20 protein-coding genes are annotated in these 12,943 nt (G+C 68.9%); 10 read left to right on the forward strand and 10 right to left on the reverse strand.

What is annotated here, in order from left to right; all coding sequences use genetic code 11:
- The first annotated feature begins 217 nt into the window (after positions 1–217).
- Entirely contained in the window at positions 218–1,927 is a 1,710-nt protein-coding gene (locus tag LFM09_RS07295) for a BTAD domain-containing putative transcriptional regulator (protein WP_414095510.1), read from the forward strand.
- Here LFM09_RS07295 and LFM09_RS07300 read toward each other — a convergent pair.
- From LFM09_RS07300 to LFM09_RS07310, 3 genes are all read right to left on the reverse strand, one after another.
- Complete coding sequence (locus LFM09_RS07300) at positions 1,903–2,574, reverse strand: AIM24 family protein (protein WP_414095511.1); 672 nt, start codon at positions 2,572–2,574, stop codon at positions 1,903–1,905. The genes LFM09_RS07295 and LFM09_RS07300 overlap by 25 nt on opposite strands.
- 110 nt (positions 2,575–2,684) lie before the next feature.
- Positions 2,685–2,888, reverse strand: a complete 204-nt coding sequence (locus LFM09_RS07305) for a cold-shock protein (RefSeq protein WP_414095512.1) — start codon at positions 2,886–2,888, stop codon at positions 2,685–2,687.
- Positions 2,885–3,157, reverse strand: a complete 273-nt coding sequence (locus tag LFM09_RS07310; protein ID WP_414095513.1) for a hypothetical protein — start codon at positions 3,155–3,157, stop codon at positions 2,885–2,887. Before LFM09_RS07310 ends, LFM09_RS07305 begins: the two co-directional genes overlap by 4 nt.
- A 347-nt stretch (positions 3,158–3,504) precedes the next feature.
- On the opposite strand from LFM09_RS07310, the gene LFM09_RS07315 reads away from it, so the two are divergent.
- Entirely contained in the window at positions 3,505–3,972 is a 468-nt protein-coding gene (locus tag LFM09_RS07315) for a DUF6292 family protein (RefSeq protein ID WP_414095514.1), read from the forward strand.
- 137 nt (positions 3,973–4,109) lie between these two features.
- Positions 4,110–4,280 carry a hypothetical protein gene (locus tag LFM09_RS07320; RefSeq protein ID WP_414095515.1) on the forward strand — a complete coding sequence of 57 codons (171 nt, stop codon included), beginning with the start codon at positions 4,110–4,112 and terminating at the stop codon, positions 4,278–4,280.
- Between the two features lie 8 nt (positions 4,281–4,288).
- Here LFM09_RS07320 and LFM09_RS07325 read toward each other — a convergent pair whose 3' ends face one another.
- Entirely contained in the window at positions 4,289–4,519 is a 231-nt protein-coding gene (locus LFM09_RS07325; RefSeq protein WP_414095516.1) for a hypothetical protein, read from the reverse strand.
- 100 nt (positions 4,520–4,619) lie between these two features.
- On the opposite strand from LFM09_RS07325, the gene LFM09_RS07330 reads away from it, so the two are divergent.
- The gene (locus tag LFM09_RS07330) at positions 4,620–4,805 is read left to right on the forward strand and encodes a hypothetical protein (RefSeq protein ID WP_414095517.1); all 186 of its coding nucleotides are present in this window, start codon (positions 4,620–4,622) and stop codon (positions 4,803–4,805) included.
- Between the two features lie 6 nt (positions 4,806–4,811).
- Here LFM09_RS07330 and LFM09_RS07335 read toward each other — a convergent pair whose 3' ends face one another.
- A complete protein-coding gene (locus LFM09_RS07335; RefSeq protein ID WP_414095518.1) occupies positions 4,812–4,961 on the reverse strand; it encodes a hypothetical protein in 150 nt (49 codons plus the stop codon).
- 162 nt (positions 4,962–5,123) lie between these two features.
- Here LFM09_RS07335 and LFM09_RS07340 point away from each other — a divergent pair, with 162 nt between their 5' ends.
- Positions 5,124–5,612: a hypothetical protein gene (locus tag LFM09_RS07340; protein ID WP_414095519.1), complete on the forward strand. Its 489-nt coding sequence runs from the start codon at positions 5,124–5,126 to the stop codon at positions 5,610–5,612.
- A gap of 1 nt (position 5,613) precedes the next feature.
- Here LFM09_RS07340 and LFM09_RS07345 read toward each other — a convergent pair whose 3' ends face one another.
- Positions 5,614–6,654, reverse strand: a complete 1,041-nt coding sequence (locus tag LFM09_RS07345; protein WP_414095520.1) for a fatty acid desaturase family protein — start codon at positions 6,652–6,654, stop codon at positions 5,614–5,616.
- Positions 6,651–7,832 carry an AI-2E family transporter gene (locus tag LFM09_RS07350; protein ID WP_414095521.1) on the reverse strand — a complete coding sequence of 394 codons (1,182 nt, stop codon included), beginning with the start codon at positions 7,830–7,832 and terminating at the stop codon, positions 6,651–6,653. Before LFM09_RS07350 ends, LFM09_RS07345 begins: the two co-directional genes overlap by 4 nt.
- Positions 7,833–8,049: 217 nt before the next feature.
- Between LFM09_RS07350 and LFM09_RS07355 the strand changes: the two genes are divergently transcribed.
- Entirely contained in the window at positions 8,050–8,226 is a 177-nt protein-coding gene (locus tag LFM09_RS07355; RefSeq protein WP_414095522.1) for a CsbD family protein, read from the forward strand.
- A 56-nt stretch (positions 8,227–8,282) separates the two neighbouring features.
- Here LFM09_RS07355 and LFM09_RS07360 read toward each other — a convergent pair whose 3' ends face one another.
- The gene (locus LFM09_RS07360; protein WP_414095523.1) at positions 8,283–8,903 is read right to left on the reverse strand and encodes a hypothetical protein; all 621 of its coding nucleotides are present in this window, start codon (positions 8,901–8,903) and stop codon (positions 8,283–8,285) included.
- 264 nt (positions 8,904–9,167) lie between these two features.
- Here LFM09_RS07360 and LFM09_RS07365 point away from each other — a divergent pair, with 264 nt between their 5' ends.
- Positions 9,168–9,608 (forward strand): STAS domain-containing protein, encoded by a 441-nt coding sequence (locus LFM09_RS07365; protein ID WP_414095524.1) that lies wholly within the window; start codon positions 9,168–9,170, stop codon positions 9,606–9,608.
- On the opposite strand, the gene LFM09_RS07370 is transcribed toward LFM09_RS07365, so the two are convergent.
- Complete coding sequence (locus LFM09_RS07370) at positions 9,555–10,295, reverse strand: ANTAR domain-containing protein (protein WP_414095525.1); 741 nt, start codon at positions 10,293–10,295, stop codon at positions 9,555–9,557. The two genes, LFM09_RS07365 and LFM09_RS07370, sit on opposite strands and share 54 nt — an antisense overlap.
- Positions 10,296–10,670: 375 nt before the next feature.
- On the opposite strand from LFM09_RS07370, the gene LFM09_RS07375 reads away from it, so the two are divergent.
- Genes LFM09_RS07375 through LFM09_RS07385 form a run of 3 tightly spaced genes read left to right on the forward strand, consistent with a single transcriptional unit; the run spans position 10,671 to position 12,207 of the window.
- On the forward strand, positions 10,671–11,192 hold the full coding sequence (locus LFM09_RS07375) for a DUF5994 family protein (protein ID WP_414095526.1): 522 nt from the start codon (positions 10,671–10,673) through the stop codon (positions 11,190–11,192).
- Complete coding sequence (locus LFM09_RS07380) at positions 11,189–11,344, forward strand: DUF6307 family protein (protein ID WP_414095527.1); 156 nt, start codon at positions 11,189–11,191, stop codon at positions 11,342–11,344. Before LFM09_RS07375 ends, LFM09_RS07380 begins: the two co-directional genes overlap by 4 nt.
- Complete coding sequence (locus tag LFM09_RS07385) at positions 11,341–12,207, forward strand: transglutaminase domain-containing protein (protein ID WP_414095528.1); 867 nt, start codon at positions 11,341–11,343, stop codon at positions 12,205–12,207. Before LFM09_RS07380 ends, LFM09_RS07385 begins: the two co-directional genes overlap by 4 nt.
- A 2-nt stretch (positions 12,208–12,209) precedes the next feature.
- Here LFM09_RS07385 and LFM09_RS07390 read toward each other — a convergent pair whose 3' ends face one another.
- A complete protein-coding gene (locus tag LFM09_RS07390) occupies positions 12,210–12,935 on the reverse strand; it encodes a GAF and ANTAR domain-containing protein (RefSeq protein ID WP_414095529.1) in 726 nt (241 codons plus the stop codon).
- Positions 12,936–12,943: the final 8 nt, after the last annotated feature.

Genomic DNA, 12,943 nt, shown 5'->3' on the forward strand with positions numbered 1-12,943 from the left:
GGTGACCCCTGGGCCATCGCCGGCATGACGGCCCCCGCCGTGAGCACCAGCGCCGCGAACGCGCCGAGCAGCGCCCGGATTGTCCTGCTTGCCTTCAAAGCCGCCCCCCGTGTCGTTGGTTTGCTGCGTCAGGGTGGGCGCAACTGGATGTGCGGATGTTGGGCGGATCTGCAATTCCCTGGTAGGCAGGACTGTCGGGTCCTTGGGGGAGGAACGCATGACGGTGATCAACCTGCTGGGCGAGGTGACTGTCCAGATCGACGGTCGGCAGGCGGACCTGGGGCACGGCAGGCAACGATGTGTGCTCGCGGCGCTGGCGGTGGACGCGGGCCGGGTGGTGCCGGACGAGCGGCTGATGAACCGCATCTGGGCGGACGAAGTGCCCGCGCGGGCGCAGAAAACGTTGTACAGCTACGTTTCCAGGCTCAAGCGGGAGTTGGGCGAGCAGATCGTGCGCAGGCCGGGCGGGTACGTGCTGGCCGAGGACGACACGGACCTGCGCCGGTTCCGTGAGCTGTGCGTCCGCGCCAGGCAGAGCACCGACGCCGAACGGACGGAACTGCTGACCGAGGCGCTCGCGTTGTGGCGGGGCGACGCGCTGACCGGCCTGCCGGGGGAGTGGGCGCACGCGGAACGCGACCGGCTGCACCTGGAACGCCTTGCCGCGGAACACGAGCTGGTCGACGCACGGCTGCGCACCGGGCAGACGGACGGACTGGTCGCCGTGCTGTGCGAACGCGCGGCGGCTCAACCGCTGGACGAACGTGTTGCGGGTCAATACCTTCGCGCGCTGGCTGCGGCCGGGCGGGTGGCGGACGCGCTGGCGCACTACCTCGTGATCCGGGACCGGCTGGTGGAGGAGCTCGGCACCGAACCGGGTGCTGGGTTGCAGGAAGTGCACAGGGAGGTGCTCGCCGGGGCACGGCAGGCGTGTCCTGAACCCGTTGTGGTGCCTCGGCAACTACCAGGGGCGCCGTCGTCGTTCGTGGGCAGGCACGACGCGCTGGCACAACTCGGCGACCAGCCGGGGATCTTCGCCGTCGCCGGGGCGGGCGGCATGGGCAAGACGTGGCTGGCTCTGCACTGGGCGAACCGCAACGCGGCCCGTTTCCCGGACGGCCAGTTGTTCGTCGACCTGCGCGGGTTCGCTCCCGAGGCGGCACCCATGCCACCCGAGGTGGCGTTGCGCGGGTTCCTCGACGCGCTGGGCGTGCACCGCTGCCCGGCCGACCTGCACGCCCAGACCGCGCTGTTCCGCAGTCTGGTGGTGGACCGGCGAATGCTGCTGGTGCTGGACAACGCCGCCGACACCGCCCAGGTCGTGCCGCTGCTGCCGGGCGGCGACACCTGCGCCGTCGTCGTGACCAGTCGCAGAAGGCTGCCCGGCCTGGTCTCCGGGCACGGTGCCCGGCACATCGCACTGGACAGGCTGCCGGCACCGGAGGCCCGCGCACTGCTCACCGACCGGCTCGGCCCGGCACGGACCGGGGTCGACCCGGCGGCGGTCGACGAGCTCATCGTCCGGTGCGACGGATTTCCCCTGGCTCTCAGCGTTCTCGCCGGGGACGCCCTGGCTCATCCCGAGATGCCGCTGACCCGGTTCGCCGACGACCTGCGGGAGTTCGGCCCCGTCGCGCTGGACGGCGACGAGGCCGAGGCGTCCCTGACCGCTGTGCTGTCCTGGTCGTTGCGCTGCCTGACGCCGGACGAGCTGCGGTCCTTCGTGTTGCTCGGCATCGCACCAGAGTCGGACATCAGCCTCGCCGCGGCCGCAAAGCTGTTGGGGCTCAACGTGAGCGCGGCACGCACCTTGCTGACCAGAATGGAGACGCTGTCACTGCTCACCAAGGACGCGCAGGGCCGCTACAGCATGCACAACCTCATTCGCGCCCATGCGGCTCGTCAGGCCGAAGTCGGGATGGGGTGACCTTCCGACGCCTGCACGACCACGATGCCCTGACCCGACAGCGCGAGCTGGTACGCCTCACCGGAGCCGCGTCCGATGATCGCACCGACCTTGGCCGTCTTGCGGATCGAGGACTGCAGCGAGGTGGACCACAGCACGGCGGCCTGCATGTCGACGTACGTCGGCACGTCCACGTTCAGCACGACCGGCGTCCCGTAGGCGGTGACGGCCAGCGCTCCGGTGCCGTGGAACGTCGTGTTGAACAGGCCGCCGCTGAGCATCGACGCGCCTTCGGTGCGGTTGATGTCCCACTTGAGCGAGCTGTCGAAGGCGAGCACGTTCTTGCCGTTGACGGTGACGCCCTCGTTCTCCAGGTACAGCACGAAGATCTCGTCGGCGTCCTGGGCGAGGAACACGTCTCCGCTGCCCGAGACCTTCATCAGCGACATGCCCTCGCCGGTCAGGGCCTTCTTGAACAGCTTGCCGAGGCCGCCGCTGCCCTCGTAGGCGAAGTCGACCTCACCCTGGTAGGCGACCATCGACCCCTGCTTGGCGTAGAAGAAACCGCCGCTGCCGGTGAGGTCCACCTTGAGCATGCGTTCGTTCTGCAGTTGGAAGCTTCCCGGCTCGACGGGCCGTTCCTGGTGGTTGAACAGTGAGCTGCGCATGACGCAGATCATGCTGGATCGTCCAGGTGGAACCAACCGAGACGCGCGTGACCGACCCGGTGGGAAAGCGTGCTGGGCGGGTGAAGAGTCTTCGCCGCCCAGCACACGCGTCAGAGAACGCGGACGGACATCGCCTGGGGGCCCTTGGGTCCCTGGTTGATCTCGAACTCCACCCGCTGGTTGTCCGGGATGCCCTGGTAGGCGTACTCCTGGACCTCGGAGTGGTGCACGAAGACGTCGGGTCCGCCGTCCTCGGGAGCGATGAAGCCGAATCCCTTGCTGCCGCTGAACCACTTGACGGTTCCCTGGGTCATCGACGAGCTCCTTCGGTCGACCGGAACACGTCGAGCGCATCCGGGAAAGTCGTGTTCACGGGGTGGCCGTGCGGTGGGCGCGGCGCGACCCCGGACAGTCCCAGCATCAGGAGGAGGTCCATGCAGTCACCGGCGTCGCGAGAGTGCTCCGCGACCCTGCGTGCGGCCTGGCGTTGCTGAACGGCTTCAGCCGCTTCGGCGGCGACGCGGGCCTCCGTGAAGCCGATTGCGGCTCCCTTCGCCCTGCCGTGCGGTGTAGGTCGTGTCATGCGTGCACCAGCCCTCGGAAGGAGCGGAATTCGTTCAAGGGCGACGACGAGAAGTACGGGCGATCCGGCGGCAAGCCGGCGCTCCCATCCCCGGCCGGAGAGAGACGCACCGGGACCGGATCGGGTCGGGGGCCGCGGCGGCTGGATGCCGGCAACTGGAACCCCAACGCCTCCAACCCTACCCCACGGGCCGTGGACCTGCGTGCGGCGTGCGCTCATCTCCATCCCGAGCGGCTACAGTGGAGGGGCAGGGCCGTTGATCGGCTCGTCCATTCGCTTCGCCACCTCCGCGGTCTGTGTGCCCCACCCGCGTTGCTCCGCAGCGACCTGAGGAAGACGGAGTCCGCATGGCAGCGACCGCTCCCATCAACGACGATCGGATCTCGCGCAGCAGGACCTTCGTGCCCGCTGCCACGTCCGAGGGCACGTACCTGCTGCAAGGCGCCCTTGAGCGTTATGTGGGCAAGGTCGCGGACGCCCTCGGCGTGCCGCGCGACGGCATCAGCTTCGAGGTCACCGACACCGCGACGGCCTACATCGCGCTCGGGTGCCGCGCGGCGGCCCACCCGGACCGTGACGTCATGCTCGTCTGGAGCGCGACGCAGGGCTGGGCGGTGTCGATCGAGACCGATCCCTCCGAACCGCTGATCGTGCTCGCCCGCTCGACCGGCGACATCGTGCAGGCGCCTGAGGCCGTGGCACGTCTGGTGGCCGAGTCCATGGGCAACGTCGGCACGAGGGAGGCCCCGGTGGCGGGCCGTCCGCTCCTGGGGTGGTCGGACCTCGCCGAGTGCATGGAACGCTACGCACCCTGAGCGTTGAACGCGGCGGCGGACTCCCAGCGGAGTAGGGTTGAGTCACCGAGGGCACGTCGTGCAGCAGCGGTCAAGCTGGTGCCGCCTTGGGCGCATCACGAAGTCCGGCCGGTTCGGCCGGAGGCGGGAGCGCCGGGATGAACTCGGAGCTGCTCTGCACCACCGCGGCTTTGGTCGCGACACGAGGCCATGGACTGATGCGGAATCCGTATTTCGCCGGGAGCTGGCGACCGTTGTCGACGGACCCGGCCATCGCGGTGCCCGTGCCCGTTCCGCGGGACGAGCACAACCCGTTCGGCGTGCGTTGACAGCGGGCTCAGCGGTTTGACGAGGGGAACCTGCCGTCCGGGCTGCCGAGCGCGACCAGGTCGGTGTACTGCTCCTGCCACGACCGCTCGGTCGCGAGCAGATCGGCGAGCCGCTGCACCCAGACCTCGTCCACCGACCGCGGCGCACCGGTCGCCAGGTGGCGGGCGGTCTCTTCGCGCGCTTTGAGCCATTCGGACAGCGTGGGCTCCAGCGCGGGGCCGCCTTGTTCTTCCGACATGGATCCCGACACTACTCAGGTCAGCTCGCGAACGGCTGGCCGGCCCGGGTCGAGTCCACTGTGGACCCAACGTGGCGGGCCGGTCGGTAGGCTGCGCGGCATGAGCAGAAAACTGGTGATCGGGCTCGGTGTCGTGCTGCTCCTGCTCGGTGGGGTGTGGACGGCACAGGGGCTGGGCTACCTGAAGGGGAGCTTCATGACGGGGCAGCAGCTGTGGACGACGATCGGGCTGCTGTGCGCCGGCGCCGGCGTGATGATGCTGATTCCCTGGCCGAAGAGAAGGTGACGCTTCTCAGTGCTCCGAAGAAGCCTGCTGCGGTGTCACCGGCTCCTGGAAGAGGTTCGTCCAGGACGGCTGGCCGGCCTCGGAAGAGCTCGGCGTCTCGTGCGATTCGTGCGTGTCGGGGTGACTGAACGGCTGGTCAGCCGGGTACTTGCTCAACTGGGGTTCCAACTTTCTTCGCGTCCTGTGCGTGGTCTTGGCGAGTGTGGCAGAGCCGGAGAGACTGCACGGCGCTCATAGGTGCGGGGGTGCGAAACGCATCCATCCCTGCCGTCAACGGTACACGGGTTTCGCCGCCGCGGCCTCGGGTACCGCATCGGCATGGTCACGCCTTCTGCTTCCCGTTCGTCCGAGATCGCGTTGCGCTGCCGCGCGGAGGGGACCGAGGTCACCCTGCGCGCGAAGACGATGGTGCTGGACTTCGTCGGGGAGTGCCGCCTCGAGCGCGGCTCGAACACGTTGCGGCTCACCGGGTTCAAGCTGGTGGCCGAGCTGCCGGACGCGGGTGGGGCGGAGGACGGTGGCACCGTCGAGCTGGAACAGGCGGGCACCGTCACGGCACGCCCGCAGGGTGGTGGCCGGGTGGCGTACGACCTGATGGTGCCGTTGTCGGCGACGGTCACCCAGCCGGGCGGCCTGATCCAGCTGGACGCCAGTGCGCCCGCGCGGTGGCGGGTGACCACCGCGGCCTTCCCTCCTCAGGGGGAGTTCGAGCTCACCGGCGACACCATCGACTTCGTGCTGCCGGAGAGCCCCGAGTCGGCGACTCTCGTCGTCCGCGACCTCTCCCTGCACATGGCGGCCGGCTGAGTCACCGTGCCGCGCGGCGCAGGGGTGCGCCGGCGTCGTGCAGGTGGCGCAACACCTGGGCGTACGAGCGGATCATGGTCGTCTTGCTGTACGGGATGCCGTGCCGGAGGCAGAACTCCTCCACGACGGGCTGCGCACGGCGCAGGTTGGGCCGGGGCATGTGCGGGTAGAGGTGGTGCTCGATCTGGTGGTTCAGGCCGCCCAGCAGCGCGTCGACCCACCGGCCGCCGGTGACGTTGCGCGAGGTCAGCACCTGCTTGTGGAGGTGGTCGAGGCGCTGGCCCTCGGCGATGATGGGCATTCCCTTGTGGTTCGGTGCGAACGAGCACCCGAGGTACACACCCATCAGGCCTTGGTGCACGACGATGAACACGACGGCCTTCAGCGGCGAGAGCACGAGGAACACCGCTGCCAGGTAGGCGACCAGTGGCACGATCTGGAGTGCGGCCTCCCGCCACGGGTTGCGCAGTTCCTTGCGGCACAAGGCGACCAGGCCGGAGATCCGCAGCACGGCCGCTTCGGCCAGCAGCAGCGGGAAGAACAGGAGCGCCTGGTGCTTGGTGATCCAGGCGTTCACGCCGCGTTTGCCGTGAGCCTGTGCGCGGCTGAACGCGAGGGCGTGGATCTCGATGTCCGGGTCGTGGCCCTCGTGGTTGGGGTTGGCGTGGTGGCGGTTGTGCTTGGCCACCCACCACTGGTAGCTGATCCCGGTGAGGCTGCCGTGCAGGTGGCCGACGACGTTGTTGTTGCGGTGACTGCGGAAGATCTGCCGATGGCCCGCGTCGTGCCCGATGAACGCCAGCTGGGTCGAGGCGACGGCCAGGGCGACCGCGAGGAGCACCTGCCACCAGGAGTTGCCCAGCAGTGCGAACGTCACCGCGATCGCGCCGAGCATGACGCCGTTGATCGCCATGCGCAGCACGTAGTAGCCGCGGCGGCGATCCAGCAGACCGGCTGCCTTGAGTTCCTTGGTCAGACGGGCGAAGTCGCTGCCGCGAGATCTGTCGGATGTCGACGGCAGCACGTCGTGCGTTGAGGTCATGTACCTGCTCCGGTTTTCGGTTGGTCGGCTTCGGTGTCCAGGCCGGGTTCGTCCGGCCCTGACTCTTCGGGTGAGCTGGTGTGCACGTCGGCGGGTGCCACGTGTTCGTCAGCCTCGCTCAGCAGGGAGCGGATCGCGGAGTTGAGCACCGCCAGCAGCGGTACCGCGAGCAGGGCGCCCGCGATGCCCGCGACGAGCAGTCCGGACGCGATGGCGATCACCACCGCGAGCGGGTGGAGCTTCACCGCCCGTCCCAGCAGGAACGGTTGCAGGACATGGCTTTCGAGCTGGTTCACCGCGATGGTGATGATCAGGACGATCGCCGCGGTCACCGGGCCGTTCGCGACGAGCGCGATGAGCACGGCCACACCGCCGGCCACCACGGCGCCGAAGATCGGGACGAACGCGCCGATGAACACCAGTGCTGCCAACGGAACCGCCAGCGGCACGCGCAGCACGGCCAGTCCGATGCCGATGCCGAGCGCGTCCACCACGGCGACGGCTCCGGTCGCGCGGACGTAGCTGACCAGCGCGGCGAGGCTGCGCCGGCCCGCGACGTCCACGCGCCTGCGGGGTCCGTCGGGGACGACGCGGATGAGGAACTGCCAGATCCGCGGGCCGTCGTAGAGGAAGAACGCGAGGGCGAACAGCACCAGCAACATCTCGACGAAGGTCTCGCCGACCGTCGCGGCCGTGGTGATGGCGCTCGACGTGATGCCGGACTGGTTGTCCTGCAAGGTTTTCACGATCCGGTCGGCGAGGTCGCGCAGCTGTGTCTCGCTGAGCTGCAGCGGTCCGTTGACGAGCCAGGCGGACACCGCGTCGATGCTGCGGGCCAGTTGTGCGGCCAGATCCGGCACGCCGTTGATGAAGGTCATCACGACGAACGTGAGCAGCCCGCCGAGGACGACCAGCCCGCCGATGAGCACCACGACGGTGGCGAGGCCGCGGGGAAACCGGTGCGCCATCAGGAAACCGACGGCCGGCGCGAGCAACGCCGCCAGCAGCAACGCGATCGCGAGCGGCACGGCGAGCGACGCCAGCCTGCTGAAGATCACGCCGATGACGTAGAGCGAGGCCACGACGACGAGAAAGCGCCAGCCCAGCGCGGCACTCACGCGCAGCGCGGAGGGAACTTCGCTCCGCGTGGGCGACGTGTCCCCGCGGTCGGTGGTCACGACGGCTGTACCTCCGGAGTCGTTCTCCGACGCCGGGGTCTGGGGTCATCGGTCAGTGGCGGTGCGTGCCTGCACGCCCCTCTGTCGTGGATTCCCGCTTCGGTGGTCTGCAAACCCGGACGGTCTGTGACGAGGTCGAGGGTTGAGGTGCGCCGCCGGGGGCATCCGAGGATCGACGTCCCGCCTGAGACTCAGGTGGAGGGAAGGGAAAGAGAACATGGGCACTGACGACAAGTTCGACGCCAAGGCCGACCAGCTCAAGGGCAAGGTCAAGGAAGGCGTCGGCGACGCGACTGACGACCAGGGGCTCGAGAACGAGGGCAAGATGGACCAGACGAAGGGCCACCTCAAGGAGGCGGCTGAGAAGGTCAAGGACGCCTTCAAGAAGAACTGATCGACTCCGGTTCGGGCTGGGAGCGTGCATCCCTCGGTGCACGCTCCCAGCCGCACTCAGTCCGAACCCGAGGCCAACAGACCGGCCAGCAACAGCACCGCGCTCACGGCGGCGCCGAACAGCTCGACCGGCACCAGCCGCTTCCTCGCCCACCTCGCGAACCCCACGTTCACCAAAGCGTGTGCGGATGCGGTCGCCAGCACCCACCACGGTCCGGCGGCCAGCAGCAGGGTCGCGCCGAGGTGGAACGAGATCGACGCGATGCCCCGGACGGTGCGATGTGCCGGATGCGTGCTGATGAACCCGCCCTGAGCCTTCAGCTGTTCGGCGGCCTGACGCCCGATGGGCCAGCTGAACCTCGTCAGCTCGGTGGCCGAGATGTACACGAGCTGTGCCAGCGCCCAGCCGAAGCCCGCCCACAGCGCGGACGGAAAGCCGCTGACCGCGATCAGCACCAGCGCGAGCCGGACCACCTCGTCCGTGATCCCGGACGAGGCCGAGAGAATCGTGTCGCGACGCCGGGCCGCGTGCAGCCTGCCCGCTGAGCCCAGCACCGGCAGGTGGGCCGCCAGTGCGACCAGCCAGCCCAGGACTCCCAGCACCGCCGTGCCCGCCTGGGAGACGCCGAGCAGCACCGCCAGCGTCGCCGCGAGCAGCACGAGCACGCTCGCCACCACGGCCGCACCCGCCCGGACTCTCGCCGTGACCTGGACCGAGTCCGTGCCTGGTCGTTCACCGTCCGCTGAGTTGTCGATGTCCCAACGCTACTCCTCCGCGTGACCGTTCGTACGCCCCCGGTGGTGATCGTCCACTGTGGAATCTTCGTCGAGGCGGGTCGATGAGCGGCCCGCTGAGCTATCGCGTCCGCCTCCGACGGGTGTAGCGTTGCGGGCAAGTGCCCTGGACCCCGGCGTGCCGACTAGCCGACGAGGGAAGGTTTCATGGCACAAGTCGATGTCACTGTGACCGTCGGCCCCGAACTTCTGACCGTCACCACGCGGACGACCCGCTCCGGCGCTGTCCTGCTCACGGTGTTCGGTGAGGTGGACATGGCCACCTGCTCGTTGCTGGGTGAGCGAATCGTTGAACATCTGCGGACCGCCGACCAGCTGATCGTCGATCTCGACGGGGTGAACCTGCTCTGCGCGGCCGGCCTCACCGCTCTGGTCGTCGCCAAGGAGAAGGCGCTGATGGTGGGCACCCGCCTGTGCGTCGTCGCGAGCACCCGGCAGGTGCGTCGGCCTCTGATGGTCACCGGTCTGACCGACGTGCTGGACCTCCACGCCGACGTCGAGGAGGCGCTGTTGTGCCCGTACGCACCCTTGTTGTCACCAGCGGGGCCGCGGCTTGCTGATCCTCGTCAGCCCGGTGACCTCCGGTGACCGCTCGTTGACCTGACGGGCGACGTCGGACAGCAGCCGGCCGCTGTTGCGCGCGTAGTTCCGCATGAGCGACAAAGCGTCCGCGACCCCGATCTCCAGACGTTCGGCCAGCGCGCCCCTGGCCTGTTCGATCACGACGTGGTTGGTCAGCGCGGTCTGCAGCCGTTCGGCGACCGCCTGGTCCCGCGAGGTCACCTGCACCTGGAGGAGGCTGATCGTCGCGACGTTCGCGAAGGACTGCGCCAGTGCCGAGGCCTCCTCGGACAGCGCGCCGGGCGATGTCCGGAACAAGTTCAGCGAACCGATGACGTCGTCCCGCAACCGCATCGGCACCGCGTCGACCGCGGTGAACCCGAGCTTCACGGCCGCCGCGGTGAACCGCGACCACCGCACCGGCTGCGCGCGCAGGTCAGGGCACCGCACTGTCCGCCCGGAGTGGAAACACTCCTCGGACGGCCCGTCTTCGCTCTGCAGCAGGAAGTGCTCGAGCGGACGGGCCAGGTGACTGGACGCCGCCATCAGGCTGAGCGCGCCCTGGTCGTCGGCCAGCAGGATGCCCGCCGCGTCCACGGGCAGCAGCTCGACGCTGCGCTCGGCCAGCACGTGCAGGAACTCGATGCTGTCGAACCGCTCCACGAGCGTGTCGGCCAGTTCGACGAAAGTTTGTGTCACCCGTTGGTCCGGCACGTCCGGTCACCTTTCGCGACGAGAGCAAGGCAACCGCGGGGGCCGGGCGGGATTTCTCCAGCCTAGCTCGGCAAGCGCCGGTATCACACTCTTCGGATCATTTCTCCCCATCTGCGTCAGCCGTCTGCTGGAAGTGGGGTGAAATTCAGCGCCCGAACGGACGAGTGTCAGGCTGGTCCGGTGCAGGCCAGGTAGCAGCGTCGACGATAATCGCGGCTCCCGGGAAATAGTGGGCGCCGAATTTGTCGAGCGTGCTGAAAAGGGTGTAGTGTCAATTTTGTCGAGAACATCTCGTACTTGAGCGGTCAGGCTCACGTCGTACTCGGCTAAACCTGAACCGGCCAATTTTTTTCGGCCGGAGACGGGAGTCTCGGCATGACGTCGGCTCCGCACCAGTCCATCGCCCCATCGGCCGTCACGGCCAATGAGCAGCCTCGGTTCCCGCTGCGATTGCGGTTGCGGCCGAAGGCGCTCACCGCGGGGTATGTCGACGGTGCGTGGTGGCCGCGATCCCGGGACCTCGCCGCCGAACTGCCCGCGCTGCTAGCGGTGCTGGCAGTTCGGCTGGGCGAGATCCCGCGGGTGAGCTACAACCTGACCGAGTGGGAGAGCGCGCCACGTCAGATCGCCGCCGAGGGCGTCCGCGTCCGGCTCAGCGGGTTCTGGTCCAGGCCTGCGCACACCGTTGACGTCGTCGCGGGGGACCGGCGCCGGCTGACGCTGCTCGTCGTCCCACCGGACACCGAACCGTCCGCCGCCCACCACGTGATGATGCGCGCCGCCCAGCGCGACAACGCAGACACCGTCGAGGAGCTGCTCCGCATGGAGTCCACTGTGGACGCAGGTGGCCCTGGCGGCGGTGGCATACCCCTGCAGGAGATGAGAGAAGCACGATGACCGAATCGACTTACATGTCCGCCTACGAGCGCAGAGTCAAGATGGTGGAGGACGTGCTGACCGGCCGCACCAAGATGGGCGGCAAGGCCGCGCGGGATCTGGCCGTGCACGTGCTGCGTGCGCTCGACCACATCCCGGAGCGGGTGCGTTGACCTCGCGCCGGAGCACTGGCGCGACGAACACGACGCGGGGCACTCGGCTGCTCCGCGTCGGTTGCGCGTTCACCTACCGCGCCGAGGTGCCCACACCGGCGGTGTTCCTGTTGCGCCCCAGGCACGACAGCGATGTGCGGGTGAGCAACGACAGCCTGACCGTGGAGCCGACCACTCCCGTGAGCAACTACCTGGACCTGTACGGCAACGCATGCGCGCGTCTCATGCTGCCGTTCGGTCTGTCCACAGTGCACTACAGCGCCTGGGTGGACGTGCCCGACAGCGTCGAGGACGTCGACGAGGACGTGCCCGAGACGGCACCCGGCGACCTGCCCGACGACGTGCTGCTGTACACGTTGCCCAGCCGCTACTGCGTGTCCGATGTGCTGGGCGACGAGGCCTGGTCGCGGTTCGGTGCCCATCCGCCCGGTTACGGCCGGGTGCGGGCGATCTGCCAGCACGTCCACGAGACGCTGAACTTCGGCTACGGCACCTCCACGGCGATGTCCACCGCGGCGGACGTCAACGCCGCGGGAATAGGGGTGTGCCGCGACTTCACGCACCTCGCGATCTCGTTCTGCCGCGCCCTCAACATTCCCGCTCGCTACGTCTTCGGTTACCTGCCGGACCTGGACTCTCCTCCAGACGGCGCGCCGATGGACTTCGCGGCGTGGATGGAGGTCTGGCTGGGTGACCGCTGGTGGACCTTCGACCCGCGCAACAACCAGCCCCGCAAGGGACGCGTCGTCATCGGTCGCGGCAGGGACGCCGCCGACGTCGCCATGGTCACCACGTACGGCGGCCCGGTGCTGGAGTCGATGGTCGTCCACGCCGAGGAGGACCTCGCCCCGGCCTGGCGCTGAGCTCAGGACGTCGCGGCCCTCAGCGCGGTCATGTCGATCGTGCCGGCGACGACGTCCTCCGCCACGCTGCTGAGGTGCAGGCGGTGACTTCTCGAGTACCGCCGCAGGGCGTGGAAGGCATCGCTCATGCCGATCTGCAGCCGCTCGGCCAGGACACCCTTCGCCTGCTCGATGAGCACCCTGCTCTGCAGGGCGTTCTGCAGCTGCCCGGCGAGCAGCTCCCGGCGGCTGATGATCTGGGCCTGCAGCAGGCCGATGGTGGCGACGTCCGCCATGGCCCGCGCCACCCTGACCCGTGACTCGCTGAGCGCGTCCTCGGTGACGCTGAACAGGTTCAGCGCGCCGACGGTCTGCTCGCGCAGCCGCATGGGGAGGGCGTGCACCGAGCCGAACCCGGCGGACACCGCCACGGACGAGAACTCGGGCCAACGCTGGGGTCGCTCGGTGAAGCCGGTGACCGACACCGGCTCGCTGGTGAGGTAGCACTCCATGCACGGCCCCTGCCGGTGCTGGAGCTCGAACAGCTCGAGCACCCTGGCGCGGTCGCTGGAGGCCCCGACCACCCGCAGCTCACCCTGCTGGTCGACGAGCAGGATGCCGGCGGCGTCCACGCCCAGGGTGGTCACGCAGCGGTTGGCCAGCAGGTGCATGAAGTCGACCGGGTCGAAGTCCGCGACCAGCGTGTCGGCCAGCTCGACGAACGTCTCCGCCAGGTTCTCCACGGACATGCGAGTCA

The sequence above is a fragment of the Lentzea alba genome, from assembly GCF_047445655.1.
In the GTDB taxonomy this organism is placed as follows: Bacteria; Actinomycetota; Actinomycetes; order Mycobacteriales; family Pseudonocardiaceae; genus Lentzea; species Lentzea alba_A.